General features: G+C 34.5%; 16 protein-coding genes. 10 read left to right on the top strand and 6 right to left on the bottom strand.

Annotation, left to right across the window (positions count from 1 at the left end; all coding sequences use genetic code 11):
* The first annotated feature begins 214 nt into the window (after window positions 1-214).
* The 4 genes from R1X58_RS00080 to R1X58_RS00065 all read left to right on the top strand — a co-directional run bounded on the left by R1X58_RS00080 (window position 215) and on the right by R1X58_RS00065 (window position 3,489).
* Window positions 215-1,201: a Kelch repeat-containing protein gene (locus R1X58_RS00080; protein ID WP_240573430.1), complete on the top strand. Its 987-nt coding sequence runs from the start codon at window positions 215-217 to the stop codon at window positions 1,199-1,201.
* A gap of 190 nt (window positions 1,202-1,391) precedes the next feature.
* On the top strand, window positions 1,392-1,667 hold the full coding sequence (locus R1X58_RS00075; protein WP_317293000.1) for a DUF4907 domain-containing protein: 276 nt from the start codon (window positions 1,392-1,394) through the stop codon (window positions 1,665-1,667).
* A gap of 4 nt (window positions 1,668-1,671) precedes the next feature.
* Entirely contained in the window at window positions 1,672-2,742 is a 1,071-nt protein-coding gene (locus R1X58_RS00070; RefSeq protein WP_240573426.1) for a sensor histidine kinase, read from the top strand.
* 18 nt (window positions 2,743-2,760) lie between these two features.
* Window positions 2,761-3,489 (top strand): LytR/AlgR family response regulator transcription factor, encoded by a 729-nt coding sequence (locus R1X58_RS00065; protein WP_240573424.1) that lies wholly within the window; start codon window positions 2,761-2,763, stop codon window positions 3,487-3,489.
* 60 nt (window positions 3,490-3,549) lie between these two features.
* Here the strand turns inward: R1X58_RS00065 and R1X58_RS00060 are convergent, their stop codons facing one another.
* Window positions 3,550-4,152, bottom strand: a complete 603-nt coding sequence (locus R1X58_RS00060; RefSeq protein ID WP_240573422.1) for a tRNA (guanine-N1)-methyltransferase — start codon at window positions 4,150-4,152, stop codon at window positions 3,550-3,552.
* Between the two features lie 240 nt (window positions 4,153-4,392).
* Between R1X58_RS00060 and R1X58_RS00055 the strand changes: the two genes are divergently transcribed.
* Window positions 4,393-4,785, top strand: coding sequence for a lipocalin-like domain-containing protein (locus R1X58_RS00055; RefSeq protein ID WP_240573419.1), 393 nt, complete (start codon window positions 4,393-4,395; stop codon window positions 4,783-4,785).
* Between the two features lie 54 nt (window positions 4,786-4,839).
* On the opposite strand, the gene R1X58_RS00050 is transcribed toward R1X58_RS00055, so the two are convergent.
* On the bottom strand, window positions 4,840-6,288 hold the full coding sequence (locus tag R1X58_RS00050) for a glyceraldehyde-3-phosphate dehydrogenase (protein ID WP_240573417.1): 1,449 nt from the start codon (window positions 6,286-6,288) through the stop codon (window positions 4,840-4,842).
* A gap of 141 nt (window positions 6,289-6,429) precedes the next feature.
* Entirely contained in the window at window positions 6,430-7,833 is a 1,404-nt protein-coding gene (locus R1X58_RS00045) for a trypsin-like peptidase domain-containing protein (RefSeq protein WP_240573415.1), read from the bottom strand.
* A gap of 236 nt (window positions 7,834-8,069) precedes the next feature.
* Here R1X58_RS00045 and dapF point away from each other — a divergent pair, with 236 nt between their 5' ends.
* The 5 genes from dapF (at window position 8,070) to R1X58_RS00020 (ending at window position 12,105) form a co-directional block, all read left to right on the top strand.
* Window positions 8,070-8,843 (top strand): diaminopimelate epimerase, encoded by a 774-nt coding sequence (gene dapF / locus R1X58_RS00040; RefSeq protein ID WP_240573413.1) that lies wholly within the window; start codon window positions 8,070-8,072, stop codon window positions 8,841-8,843.
* Window positions 8,840-9,364: a GNAT family N-acetyltransferase gene (locus tag R1X58_RS00035; RefSeq protein WP_240573412.1), complete on the top strand. Its 525-nt coding sequence runs from the start codon at window positions 8,840-8,842 to the stop codon at window positions 9,362-9,364. The genes dapF and R1X58_RS00035 overlap by 4 nt, the downstream gene beginning before the upstream one ends.
* Window positions 9,365-10,408: an endolytic transglycosylase MltG gene (gene mltG, locus R1X58_RS00030; RefSeq protein ID WP_240573410.1), complete on the top strand. Its 1,044-nt coding sequence runs from the start codon at window positions 9,365-9,367 to the stop codon at window positions 10,406-10,408.
* Window positions 10,409-10,449: 41 nt separating this feature from the next.
* Complete coding sequence (locus R1X58_RS00025) at window positions 10,450-11,334, top strand: DUF2279 domain-containing protein (RefSeq protein ID WP_240573408.1); 885 nt, start codon at window positions 10,450-10,452, stop codon at window positions 11,332-11,334.
* A 111-nt stretch (window positions 11,335-11,445) separates the two neighbouring features.
* A complete protein-coding gene (locus R1X58_RS00020; protein ID WP_240573407.1) occupies window positions 11,446-12,105 on the top strand; it encodes a peptidoglycan-binding protein LysM in 660 nt (219 codons plus the stop codon).
* An 8-nt stretch (window positions 12,106-12,113) separates the two neighbouring features.
* Here R1X58_RS00020 and R1X58_RS00015 read toward each other — a convergent pair whose 3' ends face one another.
* From R1X58_RS00015 to dnaA, 3 genes are read right to left on the bottom strand one after another with little or no spacing between them, the layout of a single operon-like run.
* Complete coding sequence (locus tag R1X58_RS00015) at window positions 12,114-12,770, bottom strand: SAM-dependent methyltransferase (protein ID WP_240573468.1); 657 nt, start codon at window positions 12,768-12,770, stop codon at window positions 12,114-12,116.
* A 58-nt stretch (window positions 12,771-12,828) separates the two neighbouring features.
* Window positions 12,829-13,281 (bottom strand): low molecular weight protein-tyrosine-phosphatase, encoded by a 453-nt coding sequence (locus R1X58_RS00010; RefSeq protein WP_240573406.1) that lies wholly within the window; start codon window positions 13,279-13,281, stop codon window positions 12,829-12,831.
* Between the two features lie 12 nt (window positions 13,282-13,293).
* Window positions 13,294-14,721 carry a chromosomal replication initiator protein DnaA gene (gene dnaA / locus R1X58_RS00005; protein WP_240573403.1) on the bottom strand — a complete coding sequence of 476 codons (1,428 nt, stop codon included), beginning with the start codon at window positions 14,719-14,721 and terminating at the stop codon, window positions 13,294-13,296.

Genomic DNA, 14,721 nt, shown 5'->3' with positions numbered 1-14,721 from the left:
AATGTTATACCAAATAAGCTGATGTCTAGGCAAACACTAAAATTTTATCTATTAATCTTGATTCCCCTTGTTCGTAGAAAAAAAAACCGTGTTGGTATAGACTATTTATGGGAATAGCGATTAAGTTTTTAGTTGTGAGATGTTAAAAATAGTTTTGAGGAGATTTTGAAAGCAGAATAACAATTCAATCTATAAACAACTCAAAAAATTGATTATGAAAAACAATACAACAGTTCTATTAGCCATGTTAATCTTGTCGTTTTCTTTTACAGGATGTTCTGGAGATGATGATAGTGAAGACCGCGGAAACTGGCAGGAGCGTTCGGTGTTCGATGGTACTCCACGAAGTAATGCCATAAGCTTTACCATTGACGATTTAGGCTATATGGGAACTGGATATGATGGTGACGATTATTTAAACGATTTCTGGCAGTATAATATAGAAGGAAACTATTGGGTACAAAAAGCCGATTTTCCAGGAGCAGGAAGAAGCTCGGCATCTGGATTTGCTATAGATGATAAAGGATATGTAGGTGTTGGTTATGATGGTAATGACGAATTGGGCGATTTTTGGGAATACAACCCGACCACGAATGCCTGGACAGAGAAAGCTGATTTTGGTGGAGGTGTAAGACGCGCAGCCGTAGAGTTTGGAGTAAATGGAAAAGGTTATATAGGAACCGGAAACGATGGAGATAATGATAAAAAGGATTTCTGGAAATATGACCCAACAACCGATACCTGGTCTGAACTCGTAGGTTTTGGAGGAGAAAAACGTATCGATGCAACATCGTTTATTATAGATAATAAGGTGTATTTAGGAACCGGAATAAGCAACGGACAGTATAAAGTAGATTTCTGGCAATTTGATCCGGAAACTGAAGTCTGGACAAGAATGAATGACCTTGATGAAGAAGACGATTATGTTATTGTTCGTTCCAATGCAGTAGGGTTTAGTTTAGATGGCCTGGGGTATATTGCAACAGGGTACTATGGAGGAGCGCTTGGTACCATATGGGAATACGACCCTATTGCCGATGATTGGGAAAATATAACATCTATAGAAGCTACAGTGCGTCAGGATGCGGTAGCATTTTCAAATGGAAGTAGAGGTTTTGTGTTGATGGGGCGTACCGGAAGCTTGTATTTAGACGACGTTTACGAAGTCTATCCGCAAATGGATTACGACGATGAAGATTAACAAGTAATATAAAAGGGATTAATTTGATTATTTGATTTAGTAGTTTTGATTGACACCCCAAAGCATCTCAAACTATTGTTTATAATAGGAAGTATGCTTTGGGTTTTTTATGCCTTATAAAATGAAATTTAAAATAAAATACATTATAGTTTTGGTTTTAGTAATAAGCACATTATTGTGTGGTTTTATAATGTTTAAAACTATAACCAATAAACCAATTCTTGAATTTGAAACGCAAGTGTATCAGGTAGAAAGTGGATATGGCTATAGTATTCAATATCATCAAAAAACCTTAATAAAACAGGACTTTATACCGGTTATTCAAAAGAATCAATCATTTTGCAATTATGAAGACGCTCAAAAAGTTGCTACATTGGTGGTAGAGAAATTAGTAAAAAAGCAAAACCCAAGAATATCACTTCAAGAGTTAAAAAATCTTAATATTCAAATAAATTGCATAAACTAGCATTATGGAACAAACAGCGTTTATAGAAAGCCGTAATTACAAACAAATATTGATTCATGCTTCAATTTGGGCAATTTTTCTGGTATTCAATTTAATGCAGCCGCATATAGAAATGGAGCAATTAATTAAGCGGGTTATGTTTATTGTATGTGGTAATATGATGCTGTTTTATTTGAATTATTTTTATCTGGTTCCAGAATTTCTACTTAAAAAGAAAACCTTTTGGTATGTATTAATTATACTGGTTTTAGTAGTTGTACTTACTTATTTGTTTAATTTGTTTAGCCCGGAATTCAGGCCTCAGGAGAATTTTAAACCGTTAGAAGAAGGATTTAAAAACCCGCCGCCGTTTCCGGATAAGAAACCTGATGGATTTTTTCATATTCGAATGCTTGGACCTTTTGTGTTTAATATTTTGCTGGTGGTAACTGGCACTGCGCTTCGTGTGTATGGTGAATGGAACAAAAATGAAAGAAAGAAACAGGAGATTGAAGTTCAAAAATCGTCGACGGAATTACACTTTTTAAAACATCAGTTAAATCCACATTTTTTATTCAATTCTTTAAACAGTATATATTCATTAACCACGCAAAAATCGAATGATGCGCCAGAGGCGGTTATCACTTTGTCCGAACTTATGCGATATATGCTTTATGAAACAAACAACGATTTCGTGCCGTTAAGCAAGGAATTGGAGTATATTCAGAATTACTTAAAGCTTCAGCGTTTACGCATTGCTAAAAATGAAAATGTTACTTTAAATATTCGTGGTAATGAAGCCAATCAAAAAATTCGTCCGTTGTTACTTATTTCATTCATAGAAAACGCTTTTAAATACGGCACAGATTTTAAAGGCAATACAGAGGTGAAAATTGAAATTAATATTAATGAAGACGAGTTGCATTTTAAATGTGTAAATTTAATTGGTAGAACAAAAGTAGATCGGAATCATTCAGGAATAGGATTAAAAAATACCAGAGAACGGTTAGATTTGCTTTACCCTGGAAAACATAATTTAGAAGTTGAAGACACTGGTGAACATTTTACTGTAGATTTAACTTTGAAGTTAAGCTAATTAAAACGGAAAGCGTACATGAAATGTGTAATTATAGACGATGAACCTTTAGCGGTCGATGTTATTGAGTCTTATGTAAAGCAAATTGCAGGCTTAGAGATTGTTGCAAAATGTACCAATCCCTTAGAAGCAATTAATTTAATAAACAGACAACATGTCGATTTGGTGTTTTTAGATATTGAAATGCCAAACCTTACAGGAATTGATTTAGTGAAAACGCTGGATAGTATTCCTCAGTTTATATTTACCACCGCTTATCCGCAGTATGCCTTGGACGGTTTTAACTTAAATGCGACCGATTATCTGGTGAAACCTATACCGTTTCATAGGTTTTTAAAAGCTGTTTTACGAGCTAAGGAGAAGTACGAATTGGAGCAGGGAAGTACCTTGAGAGTTGAAAAGCCTTCAACAGAAGCTGTTTCGACAGTTGAAAATGATTTCATTTTTGTAAAATCGGAGTATGAAAATATTAAGATTAACACTGAAAGTATAAAGTACATACAAGGGCTTAAAGACTATATCAAAATATATACTTCAGAATCTGATAAAGCCATTTTAACCTTATCGAGTTTTAAGGATATTTTAGATAAATTACCGGCAAAACATTTTATTAGGGTGCATCGCTCGTATGCGGTAAATATCAATTTTATTAAAGCACTACAAAAAACCAAACTGGTTATAGAGAAAGTACAAATACCTATTGGAGAAACCTATAAGGATGAGGTTTTAAAACGATTGGGTGTTTAAGAAAACAACAAAAAAAGCCGGAGTTTACACTCCGGCTTTTTTTGTTGTTTTTATAAAGAATTAAATCTTTTTGTGTTTGTTGATTTCATCCTGAAGCTGACGTCTTACTTTTTGCTCACGCTCTAAGGCAACTTTTCTGTGTTCTTCAAATTCCTCTTCTATTTCAGAAAGAGCTTTTCTGGCTTCAGTGGTAATAATATTACTATTTTTAAATTTATAAATAAATACCACTAATAACACTAATAGCCCACCGATAATAGACCACATAAGTACATTGTAACTGCCTTTACTCATTTGTATACCAAATAAAGACATGCTATCTTTTTCTAAATTGGTTTCATTAAGAGTGTTTTGAGTTTCAGAAAGGCTGGCTTTTAAATTGTCTATTTCTTTTGCTTGAGTATTAACAACAGCTTTGGTGTCGTTAAGATTTTTTTGAATAGCATTAAGAGAATCCAGAGTATGTGCTTTTAAAGTGTAAAGCCAAGTTTTTTTAATTACTTTATAGTCTTGGTAATTATTGGAACGCTGAATAGCATATTCAAATTGGTTATCAATGGTACCGCTGTTTAAAGATAATTTGTCTTCGTCATTCTCAGTTTGCGCAAATAAAGTCGCAGTAAATAAAAAGCTAAAAACAGCTAAATACTTGATTTTGTTCATTTTAAAGTAATTTTTGAATATTGGGTTACTAAATTATAAAATATTGTTTACTGTTAAAGGTAAAATTGCCAAAAAGCCTCACGAGGTGAGGCTTTTTGTAATATACGTTAATAAATATAATTTAGATGTTTTGACTACTAATAATAGTTATAGTGTCTTATTTTAGTTTAATGAGTAGTTAAGTTAATTATTGTTTTGTAAGTAAATTTTGTTTCTTTGTTACAATTTAAAAACCTACTTATGAAAAATACATTCTTTTTATTTGTTGTATTCCTTATACTTTTTAATTCTTGTTCGAGTGATGATACAAAGGATAGAATAATTGGTAATTGGCAAGTCATCGAAATATATTCTAATGGAGAAAAAGCCGAACAACTGGGTTGTTCAGAGTATACTTATTTAATAATCAAATACGATTTTACTACAACAGGAGATTTTAAAAATTATGAAACAACACCTGAAATTTGCAACAGTACAGGTTTTGAATTAAATAAATGGAGAAAGGCAGGAAATCAATATGAACTGATTGATGGAGTTGAAGATGTCGTTGAATACACTGCATTTTTTCAAGGTGAAAATTTGGTTATTGAAAATTTATCGAAAACAATAAAATGGGTTTACATACCATACTAACAAAAAAGCCTCACTATAGTGAGGCTTTTTTGTTAGTCATAGGTTTAATTTCTACTAATAATAAGTATACCTTCTTACTTTCGCTATGTATTTTGCAAGTCTAATAACTTGATGACTGTATCCATATTCGTTATCGTACCAAACATATAATACGGCATTTTTTCCGTCGGCACGCACAATAGTGGCTTTGCTATCAAAAATTGAAGGTGCTGAACAGCCAACAATATCACTTGAAACGAGCTCGTCGCTTAATTCGTATTTTATCTGTTCAACCAAATCGCCTTCTAAAGCAAATTTCTTTAGTGTGGTGTTCATCTGTTCAACAGAAGTTTTATTTTTTAATTCAAGATTTAAAATGGCTAACGAACCATTTGGAACAGGAACACGAATGGCATTCGATGTTAATTTACCTTCTAATTCAGGCAAAGCTTTTGCGACAGCACTTCCGGCACCAGTTTCAGTAATAACCATATTTAACGCAGCTGCGCGACCACGACGGTATTTGTTGTGGTAGTTGTCGACTAAATTCTGGTCGTTAGTATAAGCATGAATGGTTTCAAGGTGACCATGTTTAATGCCATAAGTATCTTCAATTACTTTTAAAACAGGTGTGATGGCATTGGTAGTACAAGATGCCGCAGAGAAAATATCAACTTTACTTGGGTCGTAATCTAAATGATTAACACCGTGAACAATATTTGGAACACCTTTTCCTGGAGCGGTTAATAATACTTTAGATACACCTCTCGATTTTAAATGTCTGCTTAAAGCTTCTTCATCTCTAAAAGCACCGGTATTATCAATCACTAAAGCGTTGTTAATGCCGTATTTAGTGTAATCAATTTCTTCAGGTGTATTAGCCGAAATAATATTTACAGTTGTTCCGTTAATGCTTAGTGCATTGTTAGCTGCATCAACCGATACGGTTCCAGAGAATTCACCATGTACAGAATCGTTACGTAAAAGGGCAGCTCTTTTTTCTAGAACCTGAGCATCAATTGCTCCACGAGTTACAATGGCTCTTAATCTTAACTGACTACCTTTTCCTGTACGAGCCAGAATTTCACGAGCTACCAAACGACCAATTCTTCCAAACCCGTAAAGAATGACATCTTTAGGAAGCAGTGAACCATTTTTGTTGGCATCCTTTAGTTTATCGGCAATAAAACTGCTGGCGTTGTTGTACTTGGTGTCTTCTAAATGATATTCATAGGTTAGTTTACCTATGTCTAATTTAGCAGGGGCAATGTCAAGCGATTTAATGGCTTGTGCAATTTCAACAGAATCGAAAATAGAGATTGGTTTTTGAACAAATTTACCTGCGTATTCGTGCAGATTTAAAATTTGACTCACATTTCTGTCGATTAGTTGGTTGCGAAAAAGAACAAGTTCTATAGACTTGTCGTACCATAAATCGCTTACAATTTTAATGAATTCTACGGTGGCTCTTCTACGATCTGCTTGAAAGGCTAATTCCTTTTCATAGTTTTTGTTAAAAGACATCTTTGAGATAGTTTAGTTTTTATAAATGTTTCGGCAAAAGTATCATATTTCAAACGTTTTCGTAAGCTATTTTAACAAAAAAATAACCTCTTAAAAAAAGACTTTTTAAGAGGCTAAATGACAATTATTATTTAAATGTTTTTATCTGAAGTTGTAACGTTCTTTTTCTCCTTTAGAATTGATTAATTCTATGCGAAGCGGTTCATAAGAAGATCTGTTTTTAATAGCTTCCTGTGCATCATCAACCGTATTTATTTTTACATCGTTAATGGATGTGATAATAGAACCTTCATCTACACCGTTTTTCTTCCAGTACGATTCATATTCTTTATTTAATTCAATAATTTTAATACCATTGGTAGCGTTTAAAGATTTTAAATCTTCTCTTTTAGCATTTTTAACCATACCAACTAAAGGCAGATTTAAAGTTTCGTTTCTTGTTAATTTTACATTAACGGTTTTAAGTTCACCATCTCTGGAAATTTTAAGCTCCACAATATCATCAACACGTTTTGCACCTATGTGTCCTGTTAAATCGGAGAATTTAGAAACTTTAATACGGTCTATTTCCTTAATAATATCACCTTCTTTAATGCCGGCTTTATCGGCACCAGAATCTTCAACCACACCAGCAACATAAATACCTTCGGTGTCATTAACACCTAAATCGGTTGCGGCAGCACTGTTTAAAGCACCTCCGGTAATGCCTAAAATACCATTTTGTACATTGCCGTATTCCATAATGTCTTCAATAACACGTCTGGCAATATTACTTGGAACCGCAAACGAATATCCGATATAAGAACCTGTTTGAGATGAAATAGCAGTATTAATACCAATAAGCTCTCCATTGGTATTTACTAAGGCGCCACCTGAGTTTCCAGGATTTACAGCGGCATCGGTTTGGATAAACGACTGTGTAGAATTACCCGATAAATCTCTGGCTTTTGCACTAATAATACCGGCTGTAACTGTTGAGGTTAAGTTAAAAGGGTTACCCACAGCCAATACCCATTCGCCAATTTTAGCCTGGTCTGAATCCGCAAAAGTTACATAAGGCAAGTCTTCATCGGCATCAATTTTAAGCAAGGCAATGTCGGTTTTAGGATCAGAACCTACAATTTCGGCATCGTAAGTTTTGTTGTTATTTAGTGTAACCGTAAGTTTATCTGAATTATTGATCACATGATTATTAGTGATGATGTATCCATCTGCATTAATAATTACTCCGGAGCCAGTTCCCATTTGAGCCCGCTGCGGACTTCTTCCTAAAAATAAATCCTGAAACGTCATTTGTCCGGTGCTAATGGTCACGTTTTTAACGTGAACAACCGCATTAACTGTGTTTTCGGCCGCCGTTGTTAAATCGGGTGCCTCAGCAGCAGTATTAAATACATTACTAATATTACTTGTTGGTAAAAATGATGGATTAGAGTCTGCTGTAATTTCTATTTTGTTTTCAGGCTCTAAAAAAAGTTTGTAGGCACCTAGAGTTAAAGCGCCACCTAATGCTGAAACTAATACTAATGAGAAAATCTTCTTCATAATTATCATCTATTTTAGTTAATATTCAATAAATGCTAAAATGTTCGCCAGGTTTGTTTTTGAGAGGTATAACCTTTGTTGGGTGAAGATTTTAGCAATTAAAATCTGATTAAAGAACGATTAAAATTAATTATTTATAGAGTTCCTTTTTTTGTTTTAACGATTTTTAACGTCAATTTTAACTCGGGTTTAACACGTGAAAAAACGGTTAATTATTCCTATATTTGCCCTCTATTATGCAACAGACTTTTTATAAATATCAAGGAACAGGAAACGATTTTGTGATGATTGATAATCGTCAGCAAACGTTCGACAAAAACGATACCAAACGCGTCGCGTTTTTATGTGACAGACGTTTTGGCATAGGTGCAGACGGATTAATTTTATTAGAAAACCATCCCGATTTAGATTTTAAGATGGTCTATTACAATGCCGATGGAAACGAAAGCACCATGTGTGGGAACGGCGGACGTTGTTTAGTGGCTTTTGCTAAAGATTTAGGTGTTATAAAAGAACATGCTGTTTTTGAGGCCATTGATGGGTTACATCACGCTGAAATTAAAGACGGTATTGTAAAACTTCAAATGTTAGATGTTGAAACAGTTGAGCAATATGAAAACCATGTGTTTTTAAATACAGGATCGCCACACCATGTTCAGTTTGAAGAAAACATAGAAGATTTCGATATTAAAACTAAAGGAGCCCAAATTCGTTATGGTGAGCCTTATAATCAGGCAGGATCTAACGTTAACTTTGTAAAGAAGATTAATAACGATACCTTTCGAGTTAGAACTTACGAGCGTGGGGTTGAGGACGAAACCTTGTCTTGCGGAACCGGTGTAACAGCTGTGGCCATTGCGATGCATACATTAGGAGAAACTGACAGTACTTTAATTAATTTAAATGTAGAAGGCGGAAAGTTACAGGTAAGTTTCGATGTGGAGAACGGTATTTACAAAAACGTTTGGCTTATCGGGCTAGCAACCTACGTTTTCAAAGGAACAATATGATTACCTTAAAAGGAGAACATATTTATTTACGTGCTCTGGAACCTGAAGATTTAGAGTTTATTCATGCTATTGAAAACGACGAATCTATTTGGGAACTAAGTTGTACACAAACACCGTATTCTAAATATGTAATCAAACAGTATTTAGAGCAGGCTCACAAAGATATTTTTGAGGTTAAACAACTGCGTCTGGTTATCTGTAATTACAAAAATGAAACTTTAGGGGTGATAGATTTGTTCGACTTCGATTTTAAAAATAAACGTGCCGGAGTTGGTATTTTGGTTAAGGAACCGAAAGATCGCTCAAAAGGTATTGGTAGTGAAGCTTTAAAATTATTGATTAATTATTGTTTCACACATTTAGATTTGCATCAGTTATTTTGTAATATTTCAGAAGATAACCAAGCGAGCATCAACCTTTTTACCAAACAAGGGTTTAAAGAAGTTGGGCTTAAAAAAGACTGGATTCACTTTAACAGATCTTTTAAAAACGAATATTTATTTCAGCTTATAAATAATTAAATGTACTTAAAAAAAATACTTGTTGCCATAGCATTATTAGGTTTGGTTGGAGCAGCATACTTTGCTTATTTTGTTTACAACACCATGTTAAAGCCAAATACAGCATTTAATAACGATACTGCTTATATATATGTAAGAACCAACGCCACTTACCCAGAGGTTAGAGAACAGTTGGAGCCCTTGTTAGAAAATATAGACTCTTTTGACGTGTTAGCAAAACAAAAAAAGTACACAACTAATTTAAAAGCCGGTCGTTTCGCTATCAAAAGAGGAATGAGTAATAATGATATCATCAACTCGATACGAAGCAAAAACTTGCCTATTACTTTGTCTTTTAACAATCAGGAAAGTTTAGAAAAGTTAGCAGGACGAATCAGTTCTCAAATTGAAGCTGATAGTACATCGCTGGTTGAAGCCATGAAGGATGCTGCATTTTTATCTGAAAATAAATTCAGTAAGGCTTCAGCTTTGGGTATGTATATTCCGAATAGTTATGAGTTTTTCTGGAATTCATCTGCAAAATTATTCAGAGAGCGGATGCTTACTGAGTATAATCGTTTCTGGAACGATTCGCGTAAAGCTAAAGCAAAAGCTATTGGTTTATCGCAAGCGGAAGTGATGACACTGGCGTCTATTGTTTACGAAGAGTCTAAACAAGCTAGTGAACAACCAAGAATTGCTGGTGTGTATATGAACAGATTACGTATCGGGATGCCTTTACAAGCCGACCCGACGTTAAAGTTTGCAGCCTATCAATTACCAGAATATAAAAACACCGTGATAAAGCGTGTACTTAACGTTCATAAAGAAATAGATTCACCTTATAACACGTATAAAAATGCAGGTTTACCACCAGGATTAATTGCCATGCCTGATATTTCTGCGATTGATGCGGTTTTAAACTTTGAGAAGCATAGCTATTTGTATTTCGCTGCTGATGCTCAGCGTTTAGGGTTTCATAAGTTTGCAAAGACCTTATCTCAGCATAATGCCAATGCGAGAGAATATCAGCGTTATTTATCTTCCCAAGGTATTAATAAATAATACATAAAACTTAAATGATAGACAAAAGGCTAACATATATAATGCTATTTTTATGTGTTAGCCTTTTTTCTTTTGCACAATCTGCTACAAAGCGTTTTCTTACCCCAGGCGATACTTTAAATACATCCAGAAGAAATGCTGTTGTAATAAGCGAGGCTTCTTTAGCAGGAATTACATTGGTTGGTTTAAACCAGTTATGGTATGCCGATTATGAGCATTCTAAATTTCACACCATAAATGATAATAAGGAATGGCTTCAAATGGATAAAATGGGGCACGCTTTTACAGCCTATCAAATGGGAAAACTGGGCGCAGACCTTTTAAACTGGAGTGGCGCGAGTGAAAAAGACCAGTTAATTTATGGTTCTACTTTAGGTTTTGGGTTTCTTACTGCCGTTGAGGTTCTCGATGGTTTTTCCGAAGAATGGGGCTTTTCTTGGGGCGATATTATCGCGAATGCCTCAGGAACCGGACTGTATGTTGGGCAGCAACTCCTTTGGAATGAGCAACGTATACTGTTAAAGTTTTCTTATCATGAAACAATGTATGCTTCACAACGTTCTGATAAACTGGGAAACGGTTTTTTTGAACGTGTTTTAAAAGATTATAACGGACAAACCTATTGGTTAAGTGTTAATTTAAGTTCTTTTTTTAAAGAAAGTAAGCTTCCGAAATGGCTGAATCTAGCGTTTGGATATGGCGCTGATGGGATGTTATCTGGCGTTTCAGAAGAAAATAATTTAAATTTACCAGACTACAATAGGTATCGTCAGTACTATTTAAGTCTTGATGTAGACTTGAGTAAGCTACAAACTAAGTCACAGTTGTTACGAACTGTTTTCGAGGTTTTTAACACCATAAAAATACCTTTTCCTACATTAGAAATTAATAAAAATGGATGTGCATTTCATCTATTCTACATCTAAAAAAAGTAGATAAACGATTAATTTTGAAATAATTAATAAAATTTATAATTTTGCACGCTGAATTTTCAAGCTCATCAGGTACATTTTACCGAGCTGAAGAAATTTAAGTTTATGAGAAAAAGTATTGCAACTTTTATTGCCCTAAGTGTTACAATATGTATTCTATTGTCCTTATCGTTTACAACAGATGAAACGGTAAATTTAGGTAAATACTCAACAGCTGGCTTAGAGTTAAATTATACTGTAAGTCCGGACGAAGACATTAAAGATAATGTTTTGGCGTCGAATGATGTGAACAAAACGTTTTCTCCTTATCTGGGGAAATCTTTTGTAGGATTTAAAGAAGCCGTTGGTTTTAAAGAGTCTGGCGGTGATTATTTTACTGTGAATACTTTAGGGTATTTAGGTAAATATCAATTTGGAAAAGGTACATTGAAATTATTAGGAATTAACAATCCTAACAAGTTTTTAAAGAACCCAGAGTTACAGGAGCGTGCGTTTATCGCTAATGCAGAGCGTAACAAATGGGTGCTTCGTAGAGACATCAAGAATTTTGTTGGAAAACGAATTAATGGTGTTTTAGTTACCGAGTCAGGTATTTTAGCAGCGGCACATTTAGCCGGTCCTGGAAGTGTAAAGAAGTATTTAAGAAGTTACGGTTTGGATAACTTTGAAGACAGCTATGGTACAAACGTAGCGTATTATATGAAAAAGTTTTCAGGTTATGATACCTCTTCGCTAAAACCTAACAAGAAAGCAAAAGCAATTTAAAGGTTATATTAGCTTTTATGAATTATGAATATCGTAGGTCTTTTATGAAGGTCTACGATATTTTTTTTCCAGCTAGCTGCAGATTGTGTTTTTATAAATTCGGTATCCAAAGTAATATCACAAGCCACACAAATCTGCGTGTTACTTTCAAGAATTTGGCATAAATCTTCCAGCATTTTATTGTTTCTGTATGGTGTTTCAATAAATAATTGCGACTGATTATAATCGAAAGATAAGCGCTCTAATCGTTTAATTTCGTTTTTACGTTCGCCTTTGTCGATAGGTAAGTAGCCATTAAAAGCGAAACTTTGTCCGTTCATTCCGGAAGCCATAACAGACATTAAAATGGAAGAAGGACCAACTAAAGGAACAACTTTAATATTGTGTCTATGTGCCAAACTAACAATATCGGCACCAGGATCGGCAACGCCAGGGCATCCGGCTTCCGATAATAGTCCCACATTGGTTCCGTTAAGGCAAGGCTCTATAAAAGTAGGTAAATCGGCAGGGTCGGTAAATTTGTTCAGGTGAAACATTTTTAAGCCTGGCTGCGATTTTTCCGGTGTTATTTTTTTAATAAAGCGTCTGGCTGTTTTATCATTTTCAACAATAAACGTGTTCGTTTGTTCAATAACACGTTTTACGGTTTGCGGCAAAACGTCCATAGGGTCATTATCGCCCAATGTGGTTGGAATTAAATATAGAACGCCTCTGGTATTCACTTTAATTAAGTTTTTTAGCTATTATAGAACAGGCTTCGTCTAACATATTATAGACGTTTTCGAAACCCTCATTTCCTCCGTAATACGGGTCGGGAACAGGGTGATTTTCGTTAGGATATGTTTCGTTTAAAATAAACAGAACCTTTGTTTTGTCGCTTTCGTTTCGAGCTAATGAGATGACATCTTGGTAATTTGATTCATCCATGACATAGATATAATCAAAACGATCGAAATCTGAAACAACAAATTGTCGAGCTTTTAAATTTGAGATATCTAATCCGTATTTTTTAGCAACAGCTATCGAGCGGCGGTCAGGTTGACTGCCGGAATGGTAATTAGCCGTTCCGGCGGAGTCTACTGTAAAGGTGTTTTGAGGAAGTTTGGATTTTAAAATCCCCTCGGCTAATGGCGAACGGCAAATATTGCCCAAACAAACCATTAATATTTTAGTCATTTAAAAAGGTTTTTAAACAGACAGTTTCTTTGTAATATCATCAACATACTTTTTAAATTGTTTGTCTGTTGATGTTAAATTATCTACGGTTTTACAAGCGTGTAATACCGTCGCGTGGTCACGTTTCCCAATTTGAGAACCAATACTAGCTAACGATGCTTTTGTAAATTTCTTCGCAAAAAACATAGCTAATTGTCTGGCTTGTACGATATGACGTTTTCTTGTTTTCGATTGTAAGGTGCTTACATCCATCTGGAAGTAATCTGAAACTACTTTTTGAATATAGTCGATAGATACTTCACGTTTGGTATTCTTAACAAATTTCTCAACAACAATGCGTGCTAAATCAATAGTTACTTCTTTTTTGTTGAAAGAAGATTGAGCAATTAAAGAGATGATGGCACCTTCAAGCTCACGTACATTCGATTTAATATTTTTTGCTACGTAATCAATAATTTCGTCTGGCATATCTACACCATCACGATATAATTTATTTTTTACGATAGAAACACGAGTTTCGAAATCTGGTGTTTGTAATTCTGCCGAAAGTCCCCACTTAAAACGAGATAATAAACGTTGTTCAATATCCTGCATATCTACCGGTGCTTTATCACTGGTTAAAATAACCTGTTTACCGTTTTGGTGTAAGTGGTTAAAGATATGGAAGAATACATCCTGAGTTCCTGTTTTACCAGAAAGGAATTGAACGTCGTCAATAATTAACACGTCAATAATTTGATAGAAGTGAATAAAATCATTTCTATTATTTTTCTTAACCGAATCAATATACTGTTGGGTAAACTTCTCAGCCGAGATATATAGAACTGTTTTTTCCGGATACTTATCTTTAATATCCACACCAATAGCGTGTACAAGGTGGGTTTTTCCTAAACCAACACCACCAAAAATAAGTAGGGGGTTAAACGATGTTCCTCCGGGTTTAGCCGCTACCGCCAATCCGGCACTTCTAGCTAAACGGTTAGAATCTCCTTCTAAAAAGTTTTCAAAACTGTAATTAGGATTTAATTGCGATTCAATTTTAACATTTCTAATTCCTGGAATAACGAACGGATTACGTAATTCTGGGTTTTTGTTCTTTAAAGGAATGTCAACTTCCTGTGATTTTACAGCACTTCTGTTTGAACTCGGAATCTTCTCAGTAAACGGTTGCTTATTGCCATAGGTGTTTTCCATTTTAATAATGTAAACTAGCTTGGCTTTTTCTCCCAACTCTTTAGTTAAAGACACTTTTAAAATCTTAACATAATGTTCTTCAAGCCATTCGTAGAAAAATTTACTTGGTACTTGAATACTTAGGGCGTTGTCGGTGAGTTTAACTGCGATGATTGGTTCAAACCAAGTTTTGTAAGCTTGCGGTTGGATGTTATCCTTTATGAATTCTAGACAATTATTCCATACCGTTTGCGCAGTTTTACTCAT

This window comes from Aestuariibaculum lutulentum (assembly GCF_032926325.1).
In the GTDB taxonomy this organism is placed as follows: domain Bacteria; phylum Bacteroidota; class Bacteroidia; order Flavobacteriales; family Flavobacteriaceae; genus Aestuariibaculum; species Aestuariibaculum lutulentum.
This window is presented reverse-complemented; position numbering and strand designations above follow the sequence as displayed.

Excerpts from the sequence above, each read along its gene's own strand:
- R1X58_RS00020 (WP_240573407.1), top strand. The coding sequence starts at position 11,446 with ATGAGAAAAAGTATTGCAACTTTTATTGCCCTAAGTGTTACAATATGT.
- R1X58_RS00060 (WP_240573422.1), bottom strand. The coding sequence starts at position 4,152 with ATGAACAAAATCAAGTATTTAGCTGTTTTTAGCTTTTTATTTACTGCG.
- R1X58_RS00080 (WP_240573430.1), top strand. The coding sequence starts at position 215 with ATGAAAAACAATACAACAGTTCTATTAGCCATGTTAATCTTGTCGTTT.
- R1X58_RS00070 (WP_240573426.1), top strand. The coding sequence starts at position 1,672 with ATGGAACAAACAGCGTTTATAGAAAGCCGTAATTACAAACAAATATTG.
- dnaA (WP_240573403.1), bottom strand. The coding sequence starts at position 14,721 with ATGAGTAAAACTGCGCAAACGGTATGGAATAATTGTCTAGAATTCATA.
- R1X58_RS00045 (WP_240573415.1), bottom strand. The coding sequence starts at position 7,833 with ATGAAGAAGATTTTCTCATTAGTATTAGTTTCAGCATTAGGTGGCGCT.
- R1X58_RS00010 (WP_240573406.1), bottom strand. The coding sequence starts at position 13,281 with ATGACTAAAATATTAATGGTTTGTTTGGGCAATATTTGCCGTTCGCCA.
- R1X58_RS00015 (WP_240573468.1), bottom strand. The coding sequence starts at position 12,770 with ATGGACGTTTTGCCGCAAACCGTAAAACGTGTTATTGAACAAACGAAC.
- dapF (WP_240573413.1), top strand. The coding sequence starts at position 8,070 with ATGCAACAGACTTTTTATAAATATCAAGGAACAGGAAACGATTTTGTG.
- R1X58_RS00055 (WP_240573419.1), top strand. The coding sequence starts at position 4,393 with ATGAAAAATACATTCTTTTTATTTGTTGTATTCCTTATACTTTTTAAT.
- R1X58_RS00035 (WP_240573412.1), top strand. The coding sequence starts at position 8,840 with ATGATTACCTTAAAAGGAGAACATATTTATTTACGTGCTCTGGAACCT.
- R1X58_RS00050 (WP_240573417.1), bottom strand. The coding sequence starts at position 6,288 with ATGTCTTTTAACAAAAACTATGAAAAGGAATTAGCCTTTCAAGCAGAT.
- R1X58_RS00075 (WP_317293000.1), top strand. The coding sequence starts at position 1,392 with ATGTTTAAAACTATAACCAATAAACCAATTCTTGAATTTGAAACGCAA.
- R1X58_RS00025 (WP_240573408.1), top strand. The coding sequence starts at position 10,450 with ATGCTATTTTTATGTGTTAGCCTTTTTTCTTTTGCACAATCTGCTACA.
- R1X58_RS00065 (WP_240573424.1), top strand. The coding sequence starts at position 2,761 with ATGAAATGTGTAATTATAGACGATGAACCTTTAGCGGTCGATGTTATT.
- mltG (WP_240573410.1), top strand. The coding sequence starts at position 9,365 with ATGTACTTAAAAAAAATACTTGTTGCCATAGCATTATTAGGTTTGGTT.